This window comes from Mycobacterium sp. NGS66 (genome assembly GCF_059812225.1).
In genome coordinates, this window is sequence record NZ_JCALCG010000013.1 from 129,048 (window position 1) to 146,999 (window position 17,952).

General features: G+C 67.1%; 17 protein-coding genes and 1 pseudogene. 8 read left to right on the plus strand and 10 right to left on the minus strand.

Annotation, left to right across the window (positions count from 1 at the left end; all coding sequences use genetic code 11):
- Positions 1–35 precede the first annotated feature (35 nt).
- Positions 36–1,142, plus strand: a complete 1,107-nt coding sequence (locus AC5Y2L_RS21750; protein ID WP_499931722.1) for a branched-chain amino acid aminotransferase — start codon at positions 36–38, stop codon at positions 1,140–1,142.
- Here AC5Y2L_RS21750 and AC5Y2L_RS21755 read toward each other — a convergent pair.
- From AC5Y2L_RS21755 to AC5Y2L_RS21770, 4 genes are read right to left on the minus strand one after another with little or no spacing between them, the layout of a single operon-like run.
- Positions 1,139–1,876, minus strand: coding sequence for an adenosylcobinamide-GDP ribazoletransferase (locus tag AC5Y2L_RS21755; protein WP_499931720.1), 738 nt, complete (start codon positions 1,874–1,876; stop codon positions 1,139–1,141). The genes AC5Y2L_RS21750 and AC5Y2L_RS21755 overlap by 4 nt on opposite strands.
- A complete protein-coding gene (gene cobT, locus AC5Y2L_RS21760; RefSeq protein ID WP_499932391.1) occupies positions 1,873–2,940 on the minus strand; it encodes a nicotinate-nucleotide--dimethylbenzimidazole phosphoribosyltransferase in 1,068 nt (355 codons plus the stop codon). Before cobT ends, AC5Y2L_RS21755 begins: the two co-directional genes overlap by 4 nt.
- Positions 2,937–3,479: a bifunctional adenosylcobinamide kinase/adenosylcobinamide-phosphate guanylyltransferase gene (locus AC5Y2L_RS21765; RefSeq protein ID WP_499932388.1), complete on the minus strand. Its 543-nt coding sequence runs from the start codon at positions 3,477–3,479 to the stop codon at positions 2,937–2,939. Before AC5Y2L_RS21765 ends, cobT begins: the two co-directional genes overlap by 4 nt.
- Positions 3,480–3,505: 26 nt before the next feature.
- Positions 3,506–4,195 carry a DUF3043 domain-containing protein gene (locus AC5Y2L_RS21770; RefSeq protein ID WP_499931718.1) on the minus strand — a complete coding sequence of 230 codons (690 nt, stop codon included), beginning with the start codon at positions 4,193–4,195 and terminating at the stop codon, positions 3,506–3,508.
- A gap of 197 nt (positions 4,196–4,392) precedes the next feature.
- On the opposite strand from AC5Y2L_RS21770, the gene AC5Y2L_RS21775 reads away from it, so the two are divergent.
- Positions 4,393–5,469, plus strand: coding sequence for a glycerate kinase family protein (locus AC5Y2L_RS21775; protein ID WP_499932387.1), 1,077 nt, complete (start codon positions 4,393–4,395; stop codon positions 5,467–5,469).
- Between the two features lie 89 nt (positions 5,470–5,558).
- Positions 5,559–5,915: an iron-sulfur cluster assembly accessory protein gene (locus AC5Y2L_RS21780; RefSeq protein WP_499931715.1), complete on the plus strand. Its 357-nt coding sequence runs from the start codon at positions 5,559–5,561 to the stop codon at positions 5,913–5,915.
- A gap of 16 nt (positions 5,916–5,931) precedes the next feature.
- On the opposite strand, the gene AC5Y2L_RS21785 is transcribed toward AC5Y2L_RS21780, so the two are convergent.
- The gene (locus AC5Y2L_RS21785; RefSeq protein WP_499931713.1) at positions 5,932–6,585 is read right to left on the minus strand and encodes an Rv0361 family membrane protein; all 654 of its coding nucleotides are present in this window, start codon (positions 6,583–6,585) and stop codon (positions 5,932–5,934) included.
- A 218-nt stretch (positions 6,586–6,803) separates the two neighbouring features.
- Between AC5Y2L_RS21785 and AC5Y2L_RS21790 the strand changes: the two genes are divergently transcribed.
- Positions 6,804–7,778, plus strand: coding sequence for a carbohydrate kinase family protein (locus AC5Y2L_RS21790; protein WP_499931709.1), 975 nt, complete (start codon positions 6,804–6,806; stop codon positions 7,776–7,778).
- Between the two features lie 75 nt (positions 7,779–7,853).
- On the opposite strand, the gene asnB is transcribed toward AC5Y2L_RS21790, so the two are convergent.
- Positions 7,854–9,836, minus strand: a complete 1,983-nt coding sequence (gene asnB, locus AC5Y2L_RS21795) for an asparagine synthase (glutamine-hydrolyzing) (RefSeq protein WP_499931707.1) — start codon at positions 9,834–9,836, stop codon at positions 7,854–7,856.
- Between the two features lie 218 nt (positions 9,837–10,054).
- Between asnB and ctaC the strand changes: the two are divergent.
- The 4 genes and pseudogenes from ctaC to AC5Y2L_RS21815 all read left to right on the plus strand — a co-directional run bounded on the left by ctaC (position 10,055) and on the right by AC5Y2L_RS21815 (position 13,300).
- Positions 10,055–11,151: pseudogene (ctaC, locus tag AC5Y2L_RS21800) on the plus strand (aa3-type cytochrome oxidase subunit II).
- 8 nt (positions 11,152–11,159) lie between these two features.
- On the plus strand, positions 11,160–11,582 hold the full coding sequence (locus tag AC5Y2L_RS21805; RefSeq protein ID WP_499931705.1) for a cytochrome c oxidase subunit 4: 423 nt from the start codon (positions 11,160–11,162) through the stop codon (positions 11,580–11,582).
- A 189-nt stretch (positions 11,583–11,771) separates the two neighbouring features.
- Positions 11,772–12,671 carry an MmpS family transport accessory protein gene (locus AC5Y2L_RS21810; RefSeq protein ID WP_499931703.1) on the plus strand — a complete coding sequence of 300 codons (900 nt, stop codon included), beginning with the start codon at positions 11,772–11,774 and terminating at the stop codon, positions 12,669–12,671.
- The gene (locus AC5Y2L_RS21815; RefSeq protein ID WP_499931700.1) at positions 12,671–13,300 is read left to right on the plus strand and encodes a DUF2561 family protein; all 630 of its coding nucleotides are present in this window, start codon (positions 12,671–12,673) and stop codon (positions 13,298–13,300) included. The genes AC5Y2L_RS21810 and AC5Y2L_RS21815 overlap by 1 nt, the downstream gene beginning before the upstream one ends.
- A 152-nt stretch (positions 13,301–13,452) precedes the next feature.
- On the opposite strand, the gene qcrB is transcribed toward AC5Y2L_RS21815, so the two are convergent.
- The 4 genes from qcrB to ctaE are packed head-to-tail and all read right to left on the minus strand — an operon-like array spanning position 13,453 to position 17,824.
- Complete coding sequence (qcrB, locus tag AC5Y2L_RS21820; protein ID WP_499931698.1) at positions 13,453–15,111, minus strand: cytochrome bc1 complex cytochrome b subunit; 1,659 nt, start codon at positions 15,109–15,111, stop codon at positions 13,453–13,455.
- Positions 15,108–16,316: a cytochrome bc1 complex Rieske iron-sulfur subunit gene (gene qcrA / locus AC5Y2L_RS21825; protein WP_499931696.1), complete on the minus strand. Its 1,209-nt coding sequence runs from the start codon at positions 16,314–16,316 to the stop codon at positions 15,108–15,110. Before qcrA ends, qcrB begins: the two co-directional genes overlap by 4 nt.
- On the minus strand, positions 16,313–17,161 hold the full coding sequence (gene qcrC, locus AC5Y2L_RS21830) for a cytochrome bc1 complex diheme cytochrome c subunit (protein WP_499931693.1): 849 nt from the start codon (positions 17,159–17,161) through the stop codon (positions 16,313–16,315). The genes qcrA and qcrC overlap by 4 nt, the downstream gene beginning before the upstream one ends.
- 51 nt (positions 17,162–17,212) lie before the next feature.
- Entirely contained in the window at positions 17,213–17,824 is a 612-nt protein-coding gene (ctaE, locus tag AC5Y2L_RS21835; protein ID WP_499931691.1) for an aa3-type cytochrome oxidase subunit III, read from the minus strand.
- Positions 17,825–17,952 lie beyond the last annotated feature (128 nt).

Consider the following 17,952-nt stretch of genomic DNA (forward strand, 5'->3'; position numbering starts at 1 on the left):
AAAATCCGTTGGCAGCCGGAGATACAATCGGCGCCATGATCCGCGGCTCCCTCGAGTTCACGGTTTCGCCCGCGACCAGTCCGGCCACCGACGCCGAACGCGAGTCGATCCTGGCTGACCCTGGCTTCGGCAAATATCACACCGACCACATGGTGTCGATCGACTACCTGGACGGCAAAGGCTGGCACAACGCTCGGGTCATCGGCTACGGCCCGATCGAGCTGGATCCGTCGGCGATCGTCCTGCATTACGCGCAGGAAGTGTTCGAGGGCCTCAAGGCCTACCGCTGGGCCGACGGGTCGGTCGTGTCGTTTCGTCCGGACGCCAATGCCGCCAGGTTGCGCTCGTCGGCCCGGCGGCTGGCAATTCCCGAACTGCCCGACGGAGTGTTCATCGAATCGCTGTGCCAGCTCATCGCCGTGGACAACGCTTGGGTGCCGCCGGCCGGCGGCGAGGAAGCCTTGTATCTGCGGCCGTTCATCTTCGCCACCGAGCCGGGTCTGGGGGTGCGGCCCGCCAAGGAGTACCGGTATCTGCTGATCGGCTCGCCGGCCGGGGCCTACTTCAAGGGTGGCATCAACCCGGTCACCGTCTGGGTGTCGACGGAGTATGTGCGGGCCAGCCCGGGCGGCACCGGCGCGGCCAAGTTCGGCGGCAACTATGCCGCGTCGCTGGTAGCTCAGGCCGAGGCCGCCGCGAACGGATGCGACCAAGTGGTGTGGCTGGACGCGGTCGAGCGCCGATTCGTCGAAGAGATGGGTGGCATGAACATCTTCTTCGTGTTCGGCAGTGGCGGGTCGGCACGGCTGGTCACGCCCGAGCTGTCCGGCTCGCTGTTGCCCGGCATCACGCGAGATTCGTTGCTGCAGTTGGCCACTGACGCCGGTTTCGCCGTCGAGGAACGAAAGATCGACATCGACGAGTGGCAGAAGAAAACCGCCGCCGGGGAGATCACCGAGGTGTTCGCGTGCGGTACCGCCGCGGTCATCACGCCCATCGGGCAGGTCAAGTACGGCGATACCGAGTTCACCATCGCCGACGGCCAATCCGGCGAGGTGACGATGGCGCTGCGCGACACGCTGACCGGCATCCAGCGCGGCACCTTCGCCGATACGCACGGCTGGATGACGCGGCTGGGTTAGCCGGCGACAGCCGCCAACGCCACCGCGCTCACCGTCGTGGTCAGTTCGATCGCGGCGCCCAGCACGTCGCCGGTGATACCGCCGAATCGGCGCACGCAGTGCGCGACCAACCCGGCCCCGCAGCACACCGCCACCAGCACCGCAACCGGTCCCTGCCAGGCTTTTGGACCAACGAACACCGCAACGGCCAGCAGCACCGCGAGCCAGGCGACCACCACCGGCGCGGATTGGGTGCCGGCGACGCGGCGGCCCAGGGCGCTGCCGTCGGCCGCCGGCACGGACCGTCGACACGCCAGCACGGCGGCGACCCGGCCGGCAAACACCGAAATGGCGATGCCGAGCAACCCCAGCCTGGCGAACGCCAGCCCCTGCAGCATGATCACCAGCACCACCGCGGCCACCCCGAACGGCCCGGTGGACCCGTCGCGCATCACGGCCAATGCCCGTTGCGGCGGCCCATAGCAGCCCAGCCCGTCGGCCGTGTCGGCGACGCCGTCGATGTGCAGACCCCGGGTGGCGAGCAGCAGCGCCGTCACCGCCAGCAGCCCGGACAGTGGGCTGGACGGGCCGAAGCCATGCCCACCGGCCCACGACACTCCAGCCGCCAAGGCGCCCAGCGCGGCCCCGGCCACCGGCAGCGCGGTCATCCCGCCGCGGCTCAGCGCGAGCCCGCCGGCGCGCGGCACCGGCAGCACCGTTGCGAACGCGAAAGCCGCTGCCAGCGAACGCATCACGACGGGGCAGGATCCGTGGCGCCGGCGACGCCGGCCACCCCGGCTTCTCGAAACGTCGCCATCGACGACAGCGCGGCCACCGCGCCGCGCAGCACCGGCAGCGCCACCGCGGCGCCGCTGCCCTCGCCCAGCCGCATCCCCAGGTCCAGGATCGGGTCCAGCGTCAGCGACGCCAGGGCGAGGCTGTGACCCGGCTCAGTGGACCGGTGACCGGCTTGCCACCACATCCGGGCACCCGGTGCCAGTCGCTCGCCGATCAGCGCGGCGGCAGTCACCGCCATCCCGTCCAGCAGCAGCGGGGTTCGCCGGACCGCGGCTTGTGCGCAGAAGCCGGCCATCGCGGCCAAATCCGCCCCGCCGCAGCAGCGCAGCAACCCGACCGGGTCGGGCAACACCCGTCGGGCCCGGAACAGCGCATCGCGCACCGCCGCCGTCTTGCGCGCCCAACCGGCATCGTCGATTCCGGTCCCGAACCCCACCACGGCCACCGGTTCGGAGTCGGTAAGCGCCGCCACCAGAACCGCCGCGGGGGTGGTGTTGCCGATGCCCATGTCGCCGGCGATCAGCAGATCGGCCCCGCCGTCGACCTCCTCGTCTGCGATCAACTGGCCTACCTCGATCGCGCGGTAAGTCTCTTTTTCGGTCAGCGCGTCCTCGACGGCGATATTGCCGCTGCCGCGCCGCACCTTGCGGGCACTGATCTGCTCGGACATCGCATCAGCGTCCACGGCCACGTCGACGACGCGGACCGTCGCGGCGGCCACACCGGCCAGCGCGTTGATCGCCGCGCCGCCACTGTCGATGTTGGCGACCATCTGGGCGGTCACCTCGGGCGGATAAGCCGACACCCCGGACCGGGCGACGCCGTGGTCACCGGCGAACACGACCACCCGGGCGCGCTGGAAATCCCGCGGCGGGCACTGGCCTTGACACGACGCGACCCAGATCGCCAGTTCCTCCAGGCGGCCCAGTGCGCCCTTCGGCTTGGTCAACGTGTCCTGACGGGCTCGGGCTGCCTCCGCGGCGTCCCGATCCGGCGGCTCTACCGGCGCGAATTCCATCAGGTCCCGGAACCCTTGATCGGCACCGCCTGCCCGGCCACCACCAACACCACCCGGTCGCACAGGGCCGCCATTCGCTGGTTGAGGCTGCCCAGTTCGTCGGCGAACCGGCGCCCCGACGTGGTGGCCGGGACGACGGTGAGCCCGACCTCCGGGCTGACCACCATCAACGTCGAACCGAACGTGCTGACCGCGGCGATCATGTCGTCGATCATCTGCTGCACCGCAGCCGCCGCCGAACCGTCGTCCCAGGCGTGGTGGCGGTCCAGCACGCAGGTCAGCCAGGCGCCGAGATCGTCGACCAGTGTCGGGGTGTCCGGCGATCGACGCAATTGTGTTGCCACGTCGTCGGTTTCGATCGTCGACCAATGCGCGGGCCGACGGGCGCGGTGCTTGGCGACCCGCTGCTCCCACTCGGCGTCGACCTCCAAGCCCGAGGCCAGATAACGCACCGGCTCGTCAGGCGCCAGCGACTCGGCGATGGTTTTCTCCGCCCACCGGGATTTGCCCGACCGGATCCCGCCGAGCACCAGCGTGCGCACCGGATCAGAGGGCTTTCGCTGCGCTTTCAACCAACATCGGCACCGCGCTTGACCTGCGGCTTGGGTGCGCGCGTCCGGCGCAGCTGGGACGCCCGGCCTGCGGCGTAAAGACCCAACTTCCAATGGCTTTCGGTGTTGGCCGGAAACTTCTCGTCGACCTTCCTGGCCACCTTGCGGCCCAGGATGAGGGCGTCGATGCCCATCACGGCCATCAGAACCAACATCGCCGGCGAGATGTAGGGCTGCAGCGGCGGCAGCGCGAACATGACGAACAACAGCGCCAAACCCGACGGCATGAACAGCCCGAGCACGTTGCGTCGGGAATCCACGATGTCGCGTACGTAGCGGCGAATCGGTCCCTGATCGCGTGGCAGCAGGTAGGCCTCTTCGCCGGCCATCATGCGTTCCCGGCGCTCGGTCATCCGGGCGCGGCTGGCGGCGCGTTCGGCCCGGCGTTCCTCGCGGCTGAGCTTAGGGCCGGCCAACGCTTTGCGTCGGGCCCGCGCCTCCGCGGCGGTCATGGGCGCCGGCGCGACCGGGCCCTTCCGGGCGCCGCGCCGGGCTGCGTCGCGTTTGGGCGTCGGCCGGCCTTTGGGGCCGGTGGTACGTGAACGCGCTGGAGCGGCCTCGACGGACGCGGAGGCCGCCTCTTGGCCGTCTTCTTGGCCATCTTCTCGGCCTTGGTCTTGGCCCTTCTTGCGGCCGAGCAGCTTCACAGTCGACAGGTTACTTCGCGGCTGCCCAGCGCCCAAATAACCGCTCAGCCGATCGAAGACAGCCCGTAAGCGCAAGTGCGTCGCGCCAGTTGGTCCTAGTCTTAGGCCAGAATGAACGGCCGTCCGTGAGCGACGACGCGATGGCGTCGGATCCCGCCGGTGCTGACCTTGCGCCAGGCCGTATCCAGCTGCCTGCGATGTGCGTTCTGGTGGCTCCGGACTGCTACGGCAACAGCCTGTCGGCGGTGCAGGCCGCCGGGGCCATCGCGACGGGCTGGACCAGGTCCCGGCCCAATGACCGGTTCATCGTCGCCCCGCAGTCCGACGGCGGCCCGGGTTTCGTCGAGGTGCTGGCCAGCCGGTTCGGCAGGCCGCGTCGACTACGGGTGACGGGGCCGCTGGACGGGCCGGTGGAGGCCAAGTGGGTGTTCGACCGGGCGTCGTCGACCGCCTACCTGGAATGTGCGCAGGCCTGCGGCCTGTCGTTGCTTGACGGGCCGCCGACGCCGAGAACCGCGCTGGCCGCCCACAGCCGGGGGCTCGGGCAGCTCATCGACGAGGCGCTGCGCGTAGGGGCGACCCGGATCGTGGTCGGGTTGGGCGGCAGCGCATGCACCGACGGCGGCAAGGGGATGATCGCCGAGCTCGGCGGCCTGGAGGCCGGCCGCGCGAAGCTGAGCGCCGTCGAGCTGATCGCCGCGTCCGACGTCCAGCACCCGCTGCTGGGACCGTGGGGGGCGGCCCGGGTCTTCGCGCCGCAGAAGGGCGCCGACACCGCGGCCGTGGCAGCCCTCGAGGTCCGGCTGGAGGGGTGGGCGCTGGAACTGGAAGACGCCGCCGGACGCGACGTGAGCGCCGAGCACGGCGCCGGCGCCGCCGGTGGCATCGGAGCCGGGCTGTTGGCGCTCGGCGGTCGATGCGAGTCCGGCGCGGCGATCATCGCGGCGCACACCCATTTGGTCGACGATTTGGCCGATGCCGACATGATCGTCACCGGTGAGGGCAAGTTCGACGAACAGTCCCTGCACGGCAAGGTGGTCGGTTCGCTGGCCGACGCCGCCGCTCCGCTGGGGATTCCGGTGATCGTGCTGGCCGGGCAGGTGAGTTTGGACAAGTCCGCACTGCGCGCGGCGGGGATCATGTCGGCTCTGTCGATCGCCGAATACGCCGGTTCGGTGCGGTTGGCGCAGGCCGACGCGGCCAACCAACTGATGGGTTTGGCGTCGGAGGTGGCGGCGCGACTCGGGAATAGCGGTCCAGCAAGGTACCGTTGATGAGGTGGGCTGTCGCCAGTGCGCAAACCACGAGCCGCCGGGCTGACCCACCCAAACTCGGACCCACCCAAGAGCACGTAGGAGAAGCAATGACGGTGCAGAACGAGCCGACCGCCAAGACCCACGGCGTGATTCTGACCGAGGCCGCCGCCGCCAAGGCGAAGTCCCTGCTGGATCAGGAGGGTCGCGATGACCTGGCGCTGCGTATCGCGGTTCAGCCGGGCGGCTGTGCGGGACTGCGCTACAACCTCTTCTTCGACGACCGGACCCTGGACGGCGATCTGACCGCGGAGTTCGGTGGTGTGACCTTGACGGTCGACCGGATGAGCGCACCCTACGTGGACGGTGCCTCTATCGACTTCGTGGACACCATCGAGAAGCAGGGTTTCACCATCGACAACCCCAACGCCACCGGTTCGTGCGCGTGCGGGGACTCGTTCAACTGACCGTCCGGTAAGGCGGTCAGTAGGTGCCCGCGCCGCGCGGTATGTAAGAGCACACGGAGATCTGGCCGCGCTGGAAAAGCAGTTGCGCCAGGGCTTGCAGCTCGGTGCGCTGTCCGCCTCTTGCCGGGGTAGTCCGCATGGTGAACAACGCCTGGGCCTGGTACTGCGATAGGTAGACGATCTTGTCGACCGAGGTCACCTCGACCTGGGAGTACTGCTTGCGGAACGCGTCGCTGCTGGCCCTGGCGAGTGCCTGGTCGGGCCGACGGTCGCGCACCCCGTCGTACATGCCGCACAGCGCATTGCGGGAGATGGTCTCGATGTCGCGGTGCTCGAGCGCGTCCAGATAGCCCTGGATCGCGGTTTTGACCGCGCCCTCGGACAACGTGGAGCCGGTGTTGGCGCCGTTGGTGCGGACGCCGTACACGATCGCCGCCGTCAGGACCGCGACCAGCGCCGCGACCAGCAACAATCCGATGATCAGTCGCTTGGGCCGCCGCTTCGGATATGCCTGCGGCTCAGGGTAGGGGACCGACGGTTCGCCCTCCGGGGGGTGGGCCGCGAATGCCGGTTCGCTCGCGACGTACTCGACCTGCTCTGTCGCGGCGGCGGGCTCGGCATGGTGGGGTCCGTCAGTGCCGATGGGGTTCGGCGAGTGCGGGCCGGCCATCGTGATTCTCCTACAGTGGTGGATTGGGCATGAGCGCTCGGCGCCCAGGTGGGTGGAGTTCCCGCAATCGGAGCTTCGGAACAATGCGAGCTCTCCTGGCAGGCTAGCGCACGGCTTCCGGCAGCCCTTCGGCCAGCCTGAGGCGCAACCGGGCGAACCGCACCGCGCGAAGCCGTAGGTAGGCTAGACGGCCGTAGCGGACGAAGGGCGGATTTTTTGTGACGATCGCGGTGACGGGCTCGATTGCGACCGACCATCTGATGCGGTTTCCCGGCCGCTTCTCCGAGCAGCTGCTGGCGGATCACCTGCAGAAGGTCTCCCTCAGCTTTCTGGTCGACGACCTGGTGATTCATCGGGGCGGGGTGGGCGGCAACATCGCGTTCGCCATCGGCGTGCTCGGTGGGGACGTCGCTCTGGTCGGTGCCGCCGGCGAGGACTTCGCCGACTACCGCAACTGGCTGGAAGCCCACCACGTCAATTGCGACAACGTGCTGGTCTCCAAGACCGCGCACACGGCGCGGTTCGTCTGCACCACCGACCTGGATATGGCCCAGATCGCGTCGTTCTATCCCGGCGCCATGTCGGAGGCCCGCGACATCTCGCTGGCCGACGTGGTGGCCTCCATCGGCACGCCCGAGCTGGTCATCATCGGGGCCAACGACCCCGCGGCGATGGTCGTGCACACCGAAGAATGCCGCAAGCTGGGGTTGCCATTCGCCGCTGACCCGTCCCAGCAGCTGGCGCGGTTGTCCGGCGAGGAGATCAGAAAGCTGATCGACGGCGCCACCTACTTGTTCACCAATGACTACGAGTGGGACTTGCTGCTGTCCAAGACCGGCTGGTCGGAGGCCGACGTGATGGCGCAGATCGACCTGCGGGTCACCACGTTGGGCGCCAAGGGCGTGGACATCGTCGACCGCGACGGCACCAGCATCCACGTCGGCGTGGTGCCCGAGACCAGTCAAACCGACCCTACGGGTGTGGGTGATGCGTTCCGCGCCGGGTTTTTGACGGGACGAAGTGCCGGGCTGAGCCTGGAACGATCGGCGCAGCTGGGCTCACTGGTGGCCGTTTTAGTGCTGGAATCGACCGGCACCCAGGAGTGGAGCTGGGACCGTGAGCTCGCGAAGTCCCGGCTGGCGTCGGCGTTCGGCGACGATGCCGCCGCCGAGATCGCCGCGGTGTTGGCTTAGCCACGGTGAGCAGACGCAAAATCCCCTATTTCGCAGGCGAAATAGGGGATTTTGCGTCTGCTCGCGCCCGTGCCACTACAACTCGACGGGGTACTCGGGCTCGCTGATCTGCGGCACCACGCTGCCCTCGACGAAGATCGCGTGCCAGAGCAGGAAAATCAGCAACGTCCATAACCGGCGGCTGTGGTCGGCGGTCCCGCATCGGTGTTCGTCGAGCATCCGGCGCACCGCGGCGATGTCGACCAGATGGTTCGCTTGCGACGCGTCGACCATTTCGTAGGCCCACTCCAGCAGTTCGCCGGTGCGCAGCCAATGCCGGATCGGCACCGGGAACCCCAGCTTGGGCCGGTTCAACACATGTGCCGGCACGACGGGCTCCAGGGCACGGCGCAACGCGTACTTGGTGGTGGTGCGGGTGATCTTGGCGGCTACCGGTAATCGCGACGCCACCGCGAACACCTCGGGATCCAAAAATGGCACCCGCAGCTCCAGAGAGTTGGCCATCGTCATCTTGTCGGCCTTGACCAGGATGTCGCCCCGCAGCCAGGTGAACAGATCAATGTGCTGCATGCGGGCCACCGGATCCCAACCCGTCGACTCCGCGTACACCGCAGCGGTCACATCGGTGTGGGTCCAGTCCGCGCGGAATTCGGGCAGCACGTCACGCAGCTGTTGATCCGAGAAGCTGCGGGCATTGCCGTAGTAGCGCTCCTCGAGCGTCAGCGAACCGCGGTGTAGCAGGCTCTTGCCGCGCATGCCCTCGGGTAGCGGCCGGGACACCTTGCCCATCGAGCGTCGCAACGGCGCCGGCAGATAATCGAAGGGTTTCAACGACAACGGCTCTCGGTAGATCGTGTAGCCGCCGAACAACTCGTCGGCGCCCTCCCCGGAGAGCACCACCTTGACGTGCTTGCGGGCCTCGCGGGCCACGAAGAACAGCGGCACCAGCGCCGGGTCGGCGACGGGTTCGTCGAGATACCACACAATTTCGGGCAGGGCGGCGACGAACTCGTCGGGCTTCACCACCTTGGCGACGTGGCGGGCACCGATCGCCTCGGCCGAGGCCACCGCGACGTCGAGCTCGGAGAAGCCCTCACGCTCGAAACCGGTGGTGAAGGTGATCAGCCGCGGATTGTGCCGGATGGCCAACGCTGCGATGGCCGTGGAGTCGATCCCGCCGGACAAGAAGGCGCCGACGGTGACGTCGGCACGCATGTGCTTGGCCACCGAGTCTTCGAGCACGGCCGTGATCTCGTCGTAGCGGGCCTGCTCGGTGTCGCGGGTGAACGGCACCGCGGCGAACCGCGGCACGAAGTAGCGGGTGATCTCGGGGGCCACCCCGGGCCGGATGCGCGCGTAACACCCCGACTCCAGCCGGCGCACCCCGCGGTGCAGGGTCTCCGGCTCCGGCACGTACTGCAGGACGGTGTAATGCTGCACCGCCCGCAGATCGATTCCGGTGTCGAATCCGACCAATTCGGCCAAGTCCAGCAGGCATTTCTTTTCGCTGGCCACCGCGGTGCCCCCGGTGCCGGTCGCCATGAACAGCGGCTTGATGCCGAACGGGTCGCGGGCACAGAACAATTCGCGGCTGACAGTGTCCCAGAGCGCGAACGCGAACATGCCGCGCAGCCGCCGCAGGACATCGGTGCCCCAGTAGTGGTAGCCCGCGACGATGGCCTCGCCGTCACCGTCGGTGCTGAACAAAGCGCCGTGGCCGGTGCGCAACTCCGCACGGAGCTCGAGGTAGTTGTAGATCTCGCCGTTGAACACCAGGACGTAGCGGTCGGGCGTTTCCGGTGGCCCCCACCGCAGCGGCTGGTGCGAGTGCGCGATGTCGATGATGGACAACCGGTTGAAGCCGAACACCACCGAGCCGTCGGCGTCGGGGTCGGCCCAGGTGCCCGGCTCGTCGGGCCCGCGGTGCCGCATCAGATGTGACGCGCTGGCGATGGCGGTGTCGGCGCGGGCCGCCGCGGCTTGGGCAAGCTCGTGCGTCGCGCCAGCGGGACCATCAGGGCAGGCCGGAGCCGCCACGAAGGCCAGCAGTCCACACACGGCGCCCCAGTATGCCGCATCAGGGGAGCTGATCGCCGTTTGCGGGCCACCGGAGAGTCCTGGCGTTACACCCGGGCCACCTCGTTATGGCACACATCGTCGCCCTGCTGGGCGGCGTGGTCTACGCTGCGTAGTATTCGCATCCGAGTTAGCCGAGGGTTCCCGCCGCATCCGGTGCAGCTCCCGTCGACCCAGCTTGTGATACAGGAGGCGCCAACGTGACACGTCGCGAGCTAGGCCGTTCGCAATGCTTGTCGCAGGGTAGGTTTCAGCGCCTTTCCGCCCGCGCGCAAGGAGTGCGGGTCCGTCGGCTGGCGCTGGTCGCAACCCTGACGGCGCTGGCGGTCCTCCTCAGCGGGTGCAGCTGGGAGCACGTACTGGCGATGGGCTGGCCGGAAGGGATCACCCCCGAGGCGCACGTGAACCGGCAGCTGTGGATCGGTGCGGTAATCGCCTCCCTGGTTGTCGGCGTCATCGTGTGGGGCCTGATCTTCTGGACAGCAGTTTTCCACCGCAAGCGGGCCGGTGACACCGAGTTCCCCCGGCAGTTCGGCTACAACATGCCGTTGGAGCTGGTGCTCACCGTGGCACCTTTTTTGATCATCTCGGTCTTGTTCTATTTCACCGTGGTGGTGCAGGAGAAGATGCTGCACTTGGCCAACGACCCCGAAGTCGTCATCGACGTCACCTCGTTCCAGTGGAACTGGAAGTTCGGCTACCAGCGGGTCCGTTTCAAGGACGGTCAGGAGTACAACGGCGCCGACAACGCGAAGAGAGACGCCATGCTTTCCAAGCCGGAAGGCAAGGACGAGCATGGCGAGGAGCGGGTTGGCCCGGTGCGCGGGCGCAACACCGAAGACCGGACCTACCTGCACTTCGACCAGGTCGAGACGTTGGGAACGAGCACCGAGATTCCGGTGCTGGTGCTGCCCTCCGACACGCGTATCGAATTCCAGCTGAATTCGGCAGACGTCATCCATACCTTCTGGGTGCCGGAATTCCTCTTCAAGCGCGACGTGATGCCCAACCCCGAGGCGAACAACTCGATGAACCGCTTCCAGGTCGAGCGAATCACCAAGACCGGACCATTCGTCGGGCACTGCGCCGAGTTTTGCGGCACCTACCACTCGATGATGAACTTCGAGGTCCGCGTGGTGACGCCGGACAAGTTCAAGACCTACCTGCAGCAGCGGATCGCCAACAAGAACATGACCAATGCCGAGGCTCTGAAGGCGATCGGCGAAGAACCGCTCGCGCAGACCACTCACCCGTTCGACACCCGCCGCGGCGAACTGACCCGCAGCCAGTAGGTTAGGACACCCCATGCATATCGAAGCGAGGCTGTTCGAGTTCATCGCCGCGTTCTTCGTCCTCTCCGCGGTGCTCTACGGGGTACTGACCGCGCTGTTCCAACGACCCGGCGGCGTGGAGTGGGCGGGCACCACCGCACTGGCCCTCACCGGCGGCATGGCGCTGATAGTGGCCACCTTCTTCCGGTTCGTGGCGCGCCGGTTGGACACCCGGCCGGAGGACTACGAAGGTGCTGAGATCAGCGACGGCGCAGGGGAATTGGGGTTCTTCAGCCCGCACAGCTGGTGGCCGATTCTGATTGCGTTGTCCGGTTCGGTGGCGGCGACCGGCATTGCGCTGTGGCTGCCTTGGCTCATCGTCGCCGGTGTGGTGTTCATCCTTGCAACGGCCGCTGGACTGGTGTTCGAGTACTACGTCGGGCCGGAGAAACACTGATCGGCGTCCCGAAGGTCACAATCAGGACATCAGTTGATCAGTGGCCCGTTCGCCCCGACTTAATTGCCCTGACCGTTTCGGTAGGGTTTGCCGAAGAACCATGAGAATCTTCCGAGCGCGTGCGCACCGCAGCTGCGGAGCCGCGCGCGCCGGCGACGCAGTTGGACAGGGCAGACGAAGCAGACGAACATGAGCGGGCCGAATCCTCCCGGGCGGGATCTTGAGGATCCCGATTCCGCGGGCGAACACCTAGACAACCTGGACGGCGGCCAACCCGAAGCCGAGCTGCAGCCCTTCGACGACGTCGGCGACGCTGCGGAAAGCGACGACACCGGCCAGACCGACATCTACTCGCGAGCCTATTCGGCGCCCGAGTCGGAGCAATTTGTCAGCGGTCCTTACGTGCCGGCGGATCTGCGGCTCTACGACTACGACGACTATGACGACTCCGACCTGATCGACGAACGCGGTGCGCCGCGCTGGCCATGGGTGATCGGCGTCGCCGCCATCCTGGCCGCGATCGCTCTGGTGGTTTCGGTGACGCTATTGGTGACGCGCACCGACACCAGCCACGTCGCCACCCCCGGTAGCACCACGTCCGTGCTGCCCTCGCAGGACGAGATGACCACGACCAAACCGCCGTTGCCGTCGTCGACGCCACCTTCAGTCGAAATTTCGACCTCAACGGAGACGCAGACAGTGACGGTGACCCCGGCGCCGTCCTCGGCCCCGCCCCCGGCCACCGGCGCGGCGCCGCCGGCGAGCAGCACACCGGCGGCGGTGGTGCCGCCCGTCCCAACGACGACCACGCCGGCCGGCCCCCGCCAAGTCACTTATTCGGTGACCGGTACCAAGGCGCCGGGCGACATCATCACGGTGACCTATGTGGACGCGTCCGGACGGCGGCGGACCCAGCACAATGTGTACATCCCCTGGTCGATGACGGTGACGCCGATCTCGCAATCCGAAGTCGGCTCGCTCGAAGCGTCCAGCCTGTTCCGGCTGAGCAAGCTCAATTGCTCCATCACCACGAGCGATGGAGCGGTGTTGTCGGCGAACGCCAACGACGCGTGGCAGACGAGCTGCTGATGGTCGGAAGATACTCGGCGTACCGGCGAGGGTCGGACACCGTTCCGCCGGATGTCGTCGATCGCATACTGATCGGGGCGTGCGCAGCGGTCTGGCTGCTGTTGGTGGGCGTGAGCGTCGCCGCTACCGTCGCGCTGTCGGACCTGGGCCGGGGCTTTCACAAAGTGGCCAGGAGCCCGCACACGCCGTGGATTCTGTACGTCATCATCGTGGTCTCCGCGCTGATCATCGCCGCGGCGGTCCCGATGCTGATGCGCGCGCGCCGCATGGCTCATGACGAGCCAGGCACCGGTTCGCCAAGCCCGCTGGCAGGCCGAGCGCCCCGGCCGTCAGCCAGCTCCGGATACTCAGCGGCACGGGCGCGTCCGCAGCGGCTCGAAGAATACGGCCACGCCGACGAGTGGTCAGGCGCTGCGGTGGACCGCATTTGGATGCGTGGCGCGGTCGCTATCACGGGCGCGATGGGAGTAGCGCTGATTGCGGTCGGGGTGGCCACCTACTTGATGGCTGTGGGGCATGACGGCGCCGCCTGGGTCGGCTACACGTTCGCGGGTCTGATCACCGCGGCGATGCCGGCGCTCGAGTGGGTACACGTCCGCCAGCTGCGTCGGGTAATCGCCGTTCACTAGCTCGGTTGGGCTTTGGCTGTGAATCGTGGGATTCGAGTGTGTAGCCAGGGCGCGATAATCGCCAGATCGGCTCCCTAGGAGCACGCTCAGCGCCCTAGCTTCACCCCGAAAGCCGTCAGCTCACGCTGACTGGGCAGGCAAGTGCCGCCGCCCTAGTGCTGCCCGCGTTCCCCGTTGGGCGAGCCGTTGAGACCCTCCTGGTGCTCGCGCAGAGCGGTGAGTGCGCGGTGCTCGGCGGCGTGCGCCGCCTCCCGAAGGGCCGCATCCTCGGCCGCGGGGTCGGCGAACATGAAGCTGCCGCTACCCGGCGTTCCGCCCGATCCCAGCTTGTTCATGCGCTTGGGTACCGGTGCGCCTTGGTATTCCAGCGGTAGCGGATGGCCGCGCTCGTCGACCGGGCCCAGCGGCTGGTGCAACTCGATGTAGGCGCCGTGCGGCAGCCGCTTGATGATGCCGGTCTCCACGCCGTGCTCGAGCACCGCGCGGTCGCTGCGCTGCAAGCCGATGCACCACCGGTAGGTGATGAAGTAGACGAACGGCGGCAAGATCACCATGCCGATGCGCCCGATCCAGGTCGTCGCGTTCAGCGAGATATGGAACTTCAACGCGATGATGTCGTTCATCGCCGCCAGCGTGAGCACCATGTAGAAGCTGATCGCCATGGCGCCCACCGCCGTGCGCACCGGCACATCACGCGGGCGCTGCAGCAGATTGTGGTGCGCATAGTCACCGGTGAACCGCTTCTCCAAGAACGGATAAACGATCAGCAACACGAACACCAGCCCCATGATCAATGCCACCCAAACCGGGGCGGGGATGGTGTGGTGCCAGAAATAGAACTCCCAGGGCGGCCAGATGCGGGCCAAACCCTCGGTCCACATCATGTAGAAGTCGGGCTGGGAACCGGCCGAGACCTGAGATGGCTTGTAGGGGCCCAGGTTCCAGATCGGGTTGATCTGCAGCAGGCCGCCCATCAGGCCCAGCACGCCGACGATGGTGGCGAAGAAGGCGCCGGATTTGACGGCGAACACCGGCATCACCCGCACGCCGACGACGTTGTGCTCGGTGCGTCCCGGGCCGGGGAACTGCGTGTGCTTCTGGAACCACACCAACGCCAGGTGTATCCCGATCAAGGCCAGAATGATCCCCGGCAGCAGCAGAATATGTAGCGCGTACAGTCGCGGAATCAAGATGTTGCCGGGGAAATCGCCGCCGAAAAGGAGCCAGTGCAACCAGGTGCCGATCACCGGCATACCGAGCGTGATCGAGGACAGGGCGGCGCGCAGCCCGATCCCGGAGAGCAGGTCGTCGGGCAGCGAGTAGCCGAAGTAGCCCTCGAACATGGACAGGATCAACAGCAGTGAGCCGATCACCCAGTTCATTTCGCGGGGCCGGCGGAACGCGCCGGTGAAGAAGATGCGGGCCAGGTGCACCATGATCGCCGCGGAGAACATCAGTGCCGCCCAGTGGTGGATCTGACGCACGAACAGTCCGCCGCGGACCTCGAAGGAGATGTTGAGCGCCGACTCGTAGGCGCGCGACATCTCCACCCCACGCAGCGGTTGGTAAACGCCGTTGTACGTGACATCGACCATGGACGGGTCGAAGAACAGCGTCAAATACACGCCGGTGATCAGCAGCACGATGAAGCTGTACAGCGCGATCTCGCCCAGCAGGAACGACCAGTGCGTGGGGAAGACCTTGTTCAGCTGTCTGCGGACGGCCGCCGAGGGGTGGTAGCGCGTGTCGATGTCCTCGCCTTGGCGGGCCAGGACATCACCGATCTTCGGGGGACTCAATGTTGGACTCATGTTGTTGTGCGCTCCCAAAATGCCGGTCCGACGGGTTCGGCGAAGTCACCGTTGGCGACCAGATACCCCTCGGCGTCGATGGTGATGGGCAGTTGCGCCAAGGCACGGGCCGCGGGGCCGAATATCGGCTTGGCGAAGTGCAGTGCGTCGAACTGCGACTGGTGGCACGGGCACAGGATGCGGTAGGACTGCTGCTCGTACAGCGACGACGGGCAGCCCAGGTGCGAGCACACCTTGGTGAAGGCGAAGAACTCGCCGAAGTTGAAACTCTCCTGGCCCTTGCGCTTGACCACGCGCGGCAGGTCGCTGGGCCGAATCCGGATGAGCATCACCGGGTTACGGATACCCAGCTTGATCCCGATGAGCTTTTCGTGGGATTCGGCGGTAGTGCCGTCACCGTCGGACAGTCGCCACGGAAACACCGTCTCCATTCCGCCGGCGTCGATGTCTTCGGGGCGCATCCGAACGAACGGTGCCGAATCGTGCGAGCCGGTCGCCCGAGCGAGATAGATGGTTTCGCCCTTGTAGCGCGGCGTCCAGCCGGACGTCCACAACACGGCTTTCTTGCCCTCGGCGGTGTCGACGACCGGCTTCCACGGGTTCTTGATCATGCCGCCGGCAAACGCGACGAGGGTACCCAGACCGAACGCGCCCAGGCCCATGCCCAGCGACAGCCCGACCAGCTTCCGGCGTTTGATCGTCGAGCCCTCCAGGGCATTGGTCAGGTTCGCGACGACGGTCTTGCGGTCGATTTCCCGCGATGCGCCGTCGTGCCGTTCTTGGATCGAAATCTCTTCCGGGATAAACCGTTTCTGGTACAGCACAGCGCCGATGCCGATCGCCAGAATGGACAGGCCGAAGGTCAGCCCGTATAGCGGCGTGGCCAGCGTGTACAGGATGCTGCCGTGCTCTTCCTTCGGCTTGTACTCCCACGGCCAGAACAGGAAGACCAGCAGCAGCGCCAGTCCGGAGGCGCCGCCCAGCAAAAGCCATAGGGCCACGCCGCGCTCGGCGCGCTTCTCGGCCCGGGTGCCCTCGATCGGCCACCGCGGCTCCTTGTAAACGGTCTCGACGCCGTCGAGCTTGCCGCCCAGTGCCAGCAGTTCCTCGTTGGACATCGCGGCCAGCGCGGCCTCGTCGGGTTCCCGGGCCGAGCCGCCGCTCTTATCGGTGTCCGAACCCTTCACTTCGTCAACGTCGCTCACGATCGCGCCCCAATCCACAACGTCAACCCGATGGCGGCGACCATGCCGATGATCCACATCGCCATACCCTCCGGCGCCGGTCCGAACCCGCCGAGGCCGTAGCCACCCGGCTGACGTTCTTCGACGACCGTCCGGACGTACCCGATGATGTCCTTCTTGGCTTCCAGGGAAAGCTGCGCGTCAGAGAACTTGGGCATGTTCTGTGGCCCGGTCAGCATCGCGGTCAGGATCTGCTGTTCGTTGGCCGGTCCCAGGTCGGGCGCGTACTTACCGGACGACAGCGCCCCACCCTTTCCGGTGAAGTTGTGGCAGGACGCGCAGTTCAGCCGGAACAGGTCACCGCCGCGGCCGAGGTCCTCACCGCGCAGCGATCGCATCGCGATGGTTTTGCCGTCGGGTTCGCGCACCACCCTGGGGCCGCCGCCGTTGGCCTGCACGTAGGCGCCTAGCGCGTCGGTCTGCGCCTCGTCGAAGATCGGGTCTTTGCGCTGCGCCTGGGCCTCACCGCGCATGGCGGGCATCCGGCCGGTGGACACCTGGAAGTAGACGGCGGCCTCGCCGACGCCGATCAGGCTGGGACCGTGGTCCGGCACGCCCTGCAGGTTGGCGCCGTGGCAGGAGACGCAGGAGGTTTCGAAGAGCTGCTTGCCGGTACGCAGCCGCGCCGAGGAGTCCTCGTCGGCGACGGCCACCTGCGGAGTCGGGGTCAGCACCGCCGCCAACCCGCCGGCGATGGTCAGGGCTATCAGCAGCAGCAGGCCGCCGGACAATCGCCGCTGCAGCCGCCGCCGGGAGCGGTTGTCGCGCTTCTTATCTCCGGATCGGGCGAACCGCAGTTTCTTCAACCGAGAACTCCTGTCCATTCCTGTTCGGGCTGCCGAGCCTTGGCCGCCGGCTCAGCGGATGAAATAGATCACGGTGAACAGCGCGATCCAGACGATGTCGACGAAATGCCAGTAGTAGGAGACGACGATGCTCGCCGTCGCCTGCGCGGGGGTGAACTTTGTCATCGCGGTGCGGGCGAGCAGGAAGATGAACGCGATCAACCCGCCGGTGACGTGCAAGCCGTGGAATCCGGTGGCCAGGTAGAAGACGCTGCCGTAGGCGCTGCTGGGGATCGTGGTGCCGTGCGTCATCAGGTGGTAGTACTCGTAGGCCTGACCGAGGACGAAGAACAGGCCCATCAGGAAGGTGATCACGTACCAGCGGCGCAGCCCGAATACGTCACCGCGCTCGGCGGCGAACACACCCATCTGGCAGGTGAACGACGACGCGATCAGCACCAGGGTTACCGGGACGGCCTGGTAGAGATTCAGCTCGGTCGGCGGCGGCGGCCAACTGCCACCGGCCTGGGCCCGGGCGGTGAAGTACATCGCGAACAGGCCAGCAAAGAACATCAGCTCGCTGGAAAGCCAGACTATGGTGCCAACACTGACCATGTTGGGTCGATTCAGCGAATGAATGCGCGACGTGATCGCAGTACCCGAGGTCCCCACAGCGCTGGTCACATCCGCAAGTATGACGCTTTGTAGTTGTTGAGCACTACCCGGGGCGGCAATTCAATGTGACGCGTCGCACCCGCCCACCTGCCAGCCCGCGCTCGTCGGTGATTGGGAAGCCGTGGGTCCGCGTGGGA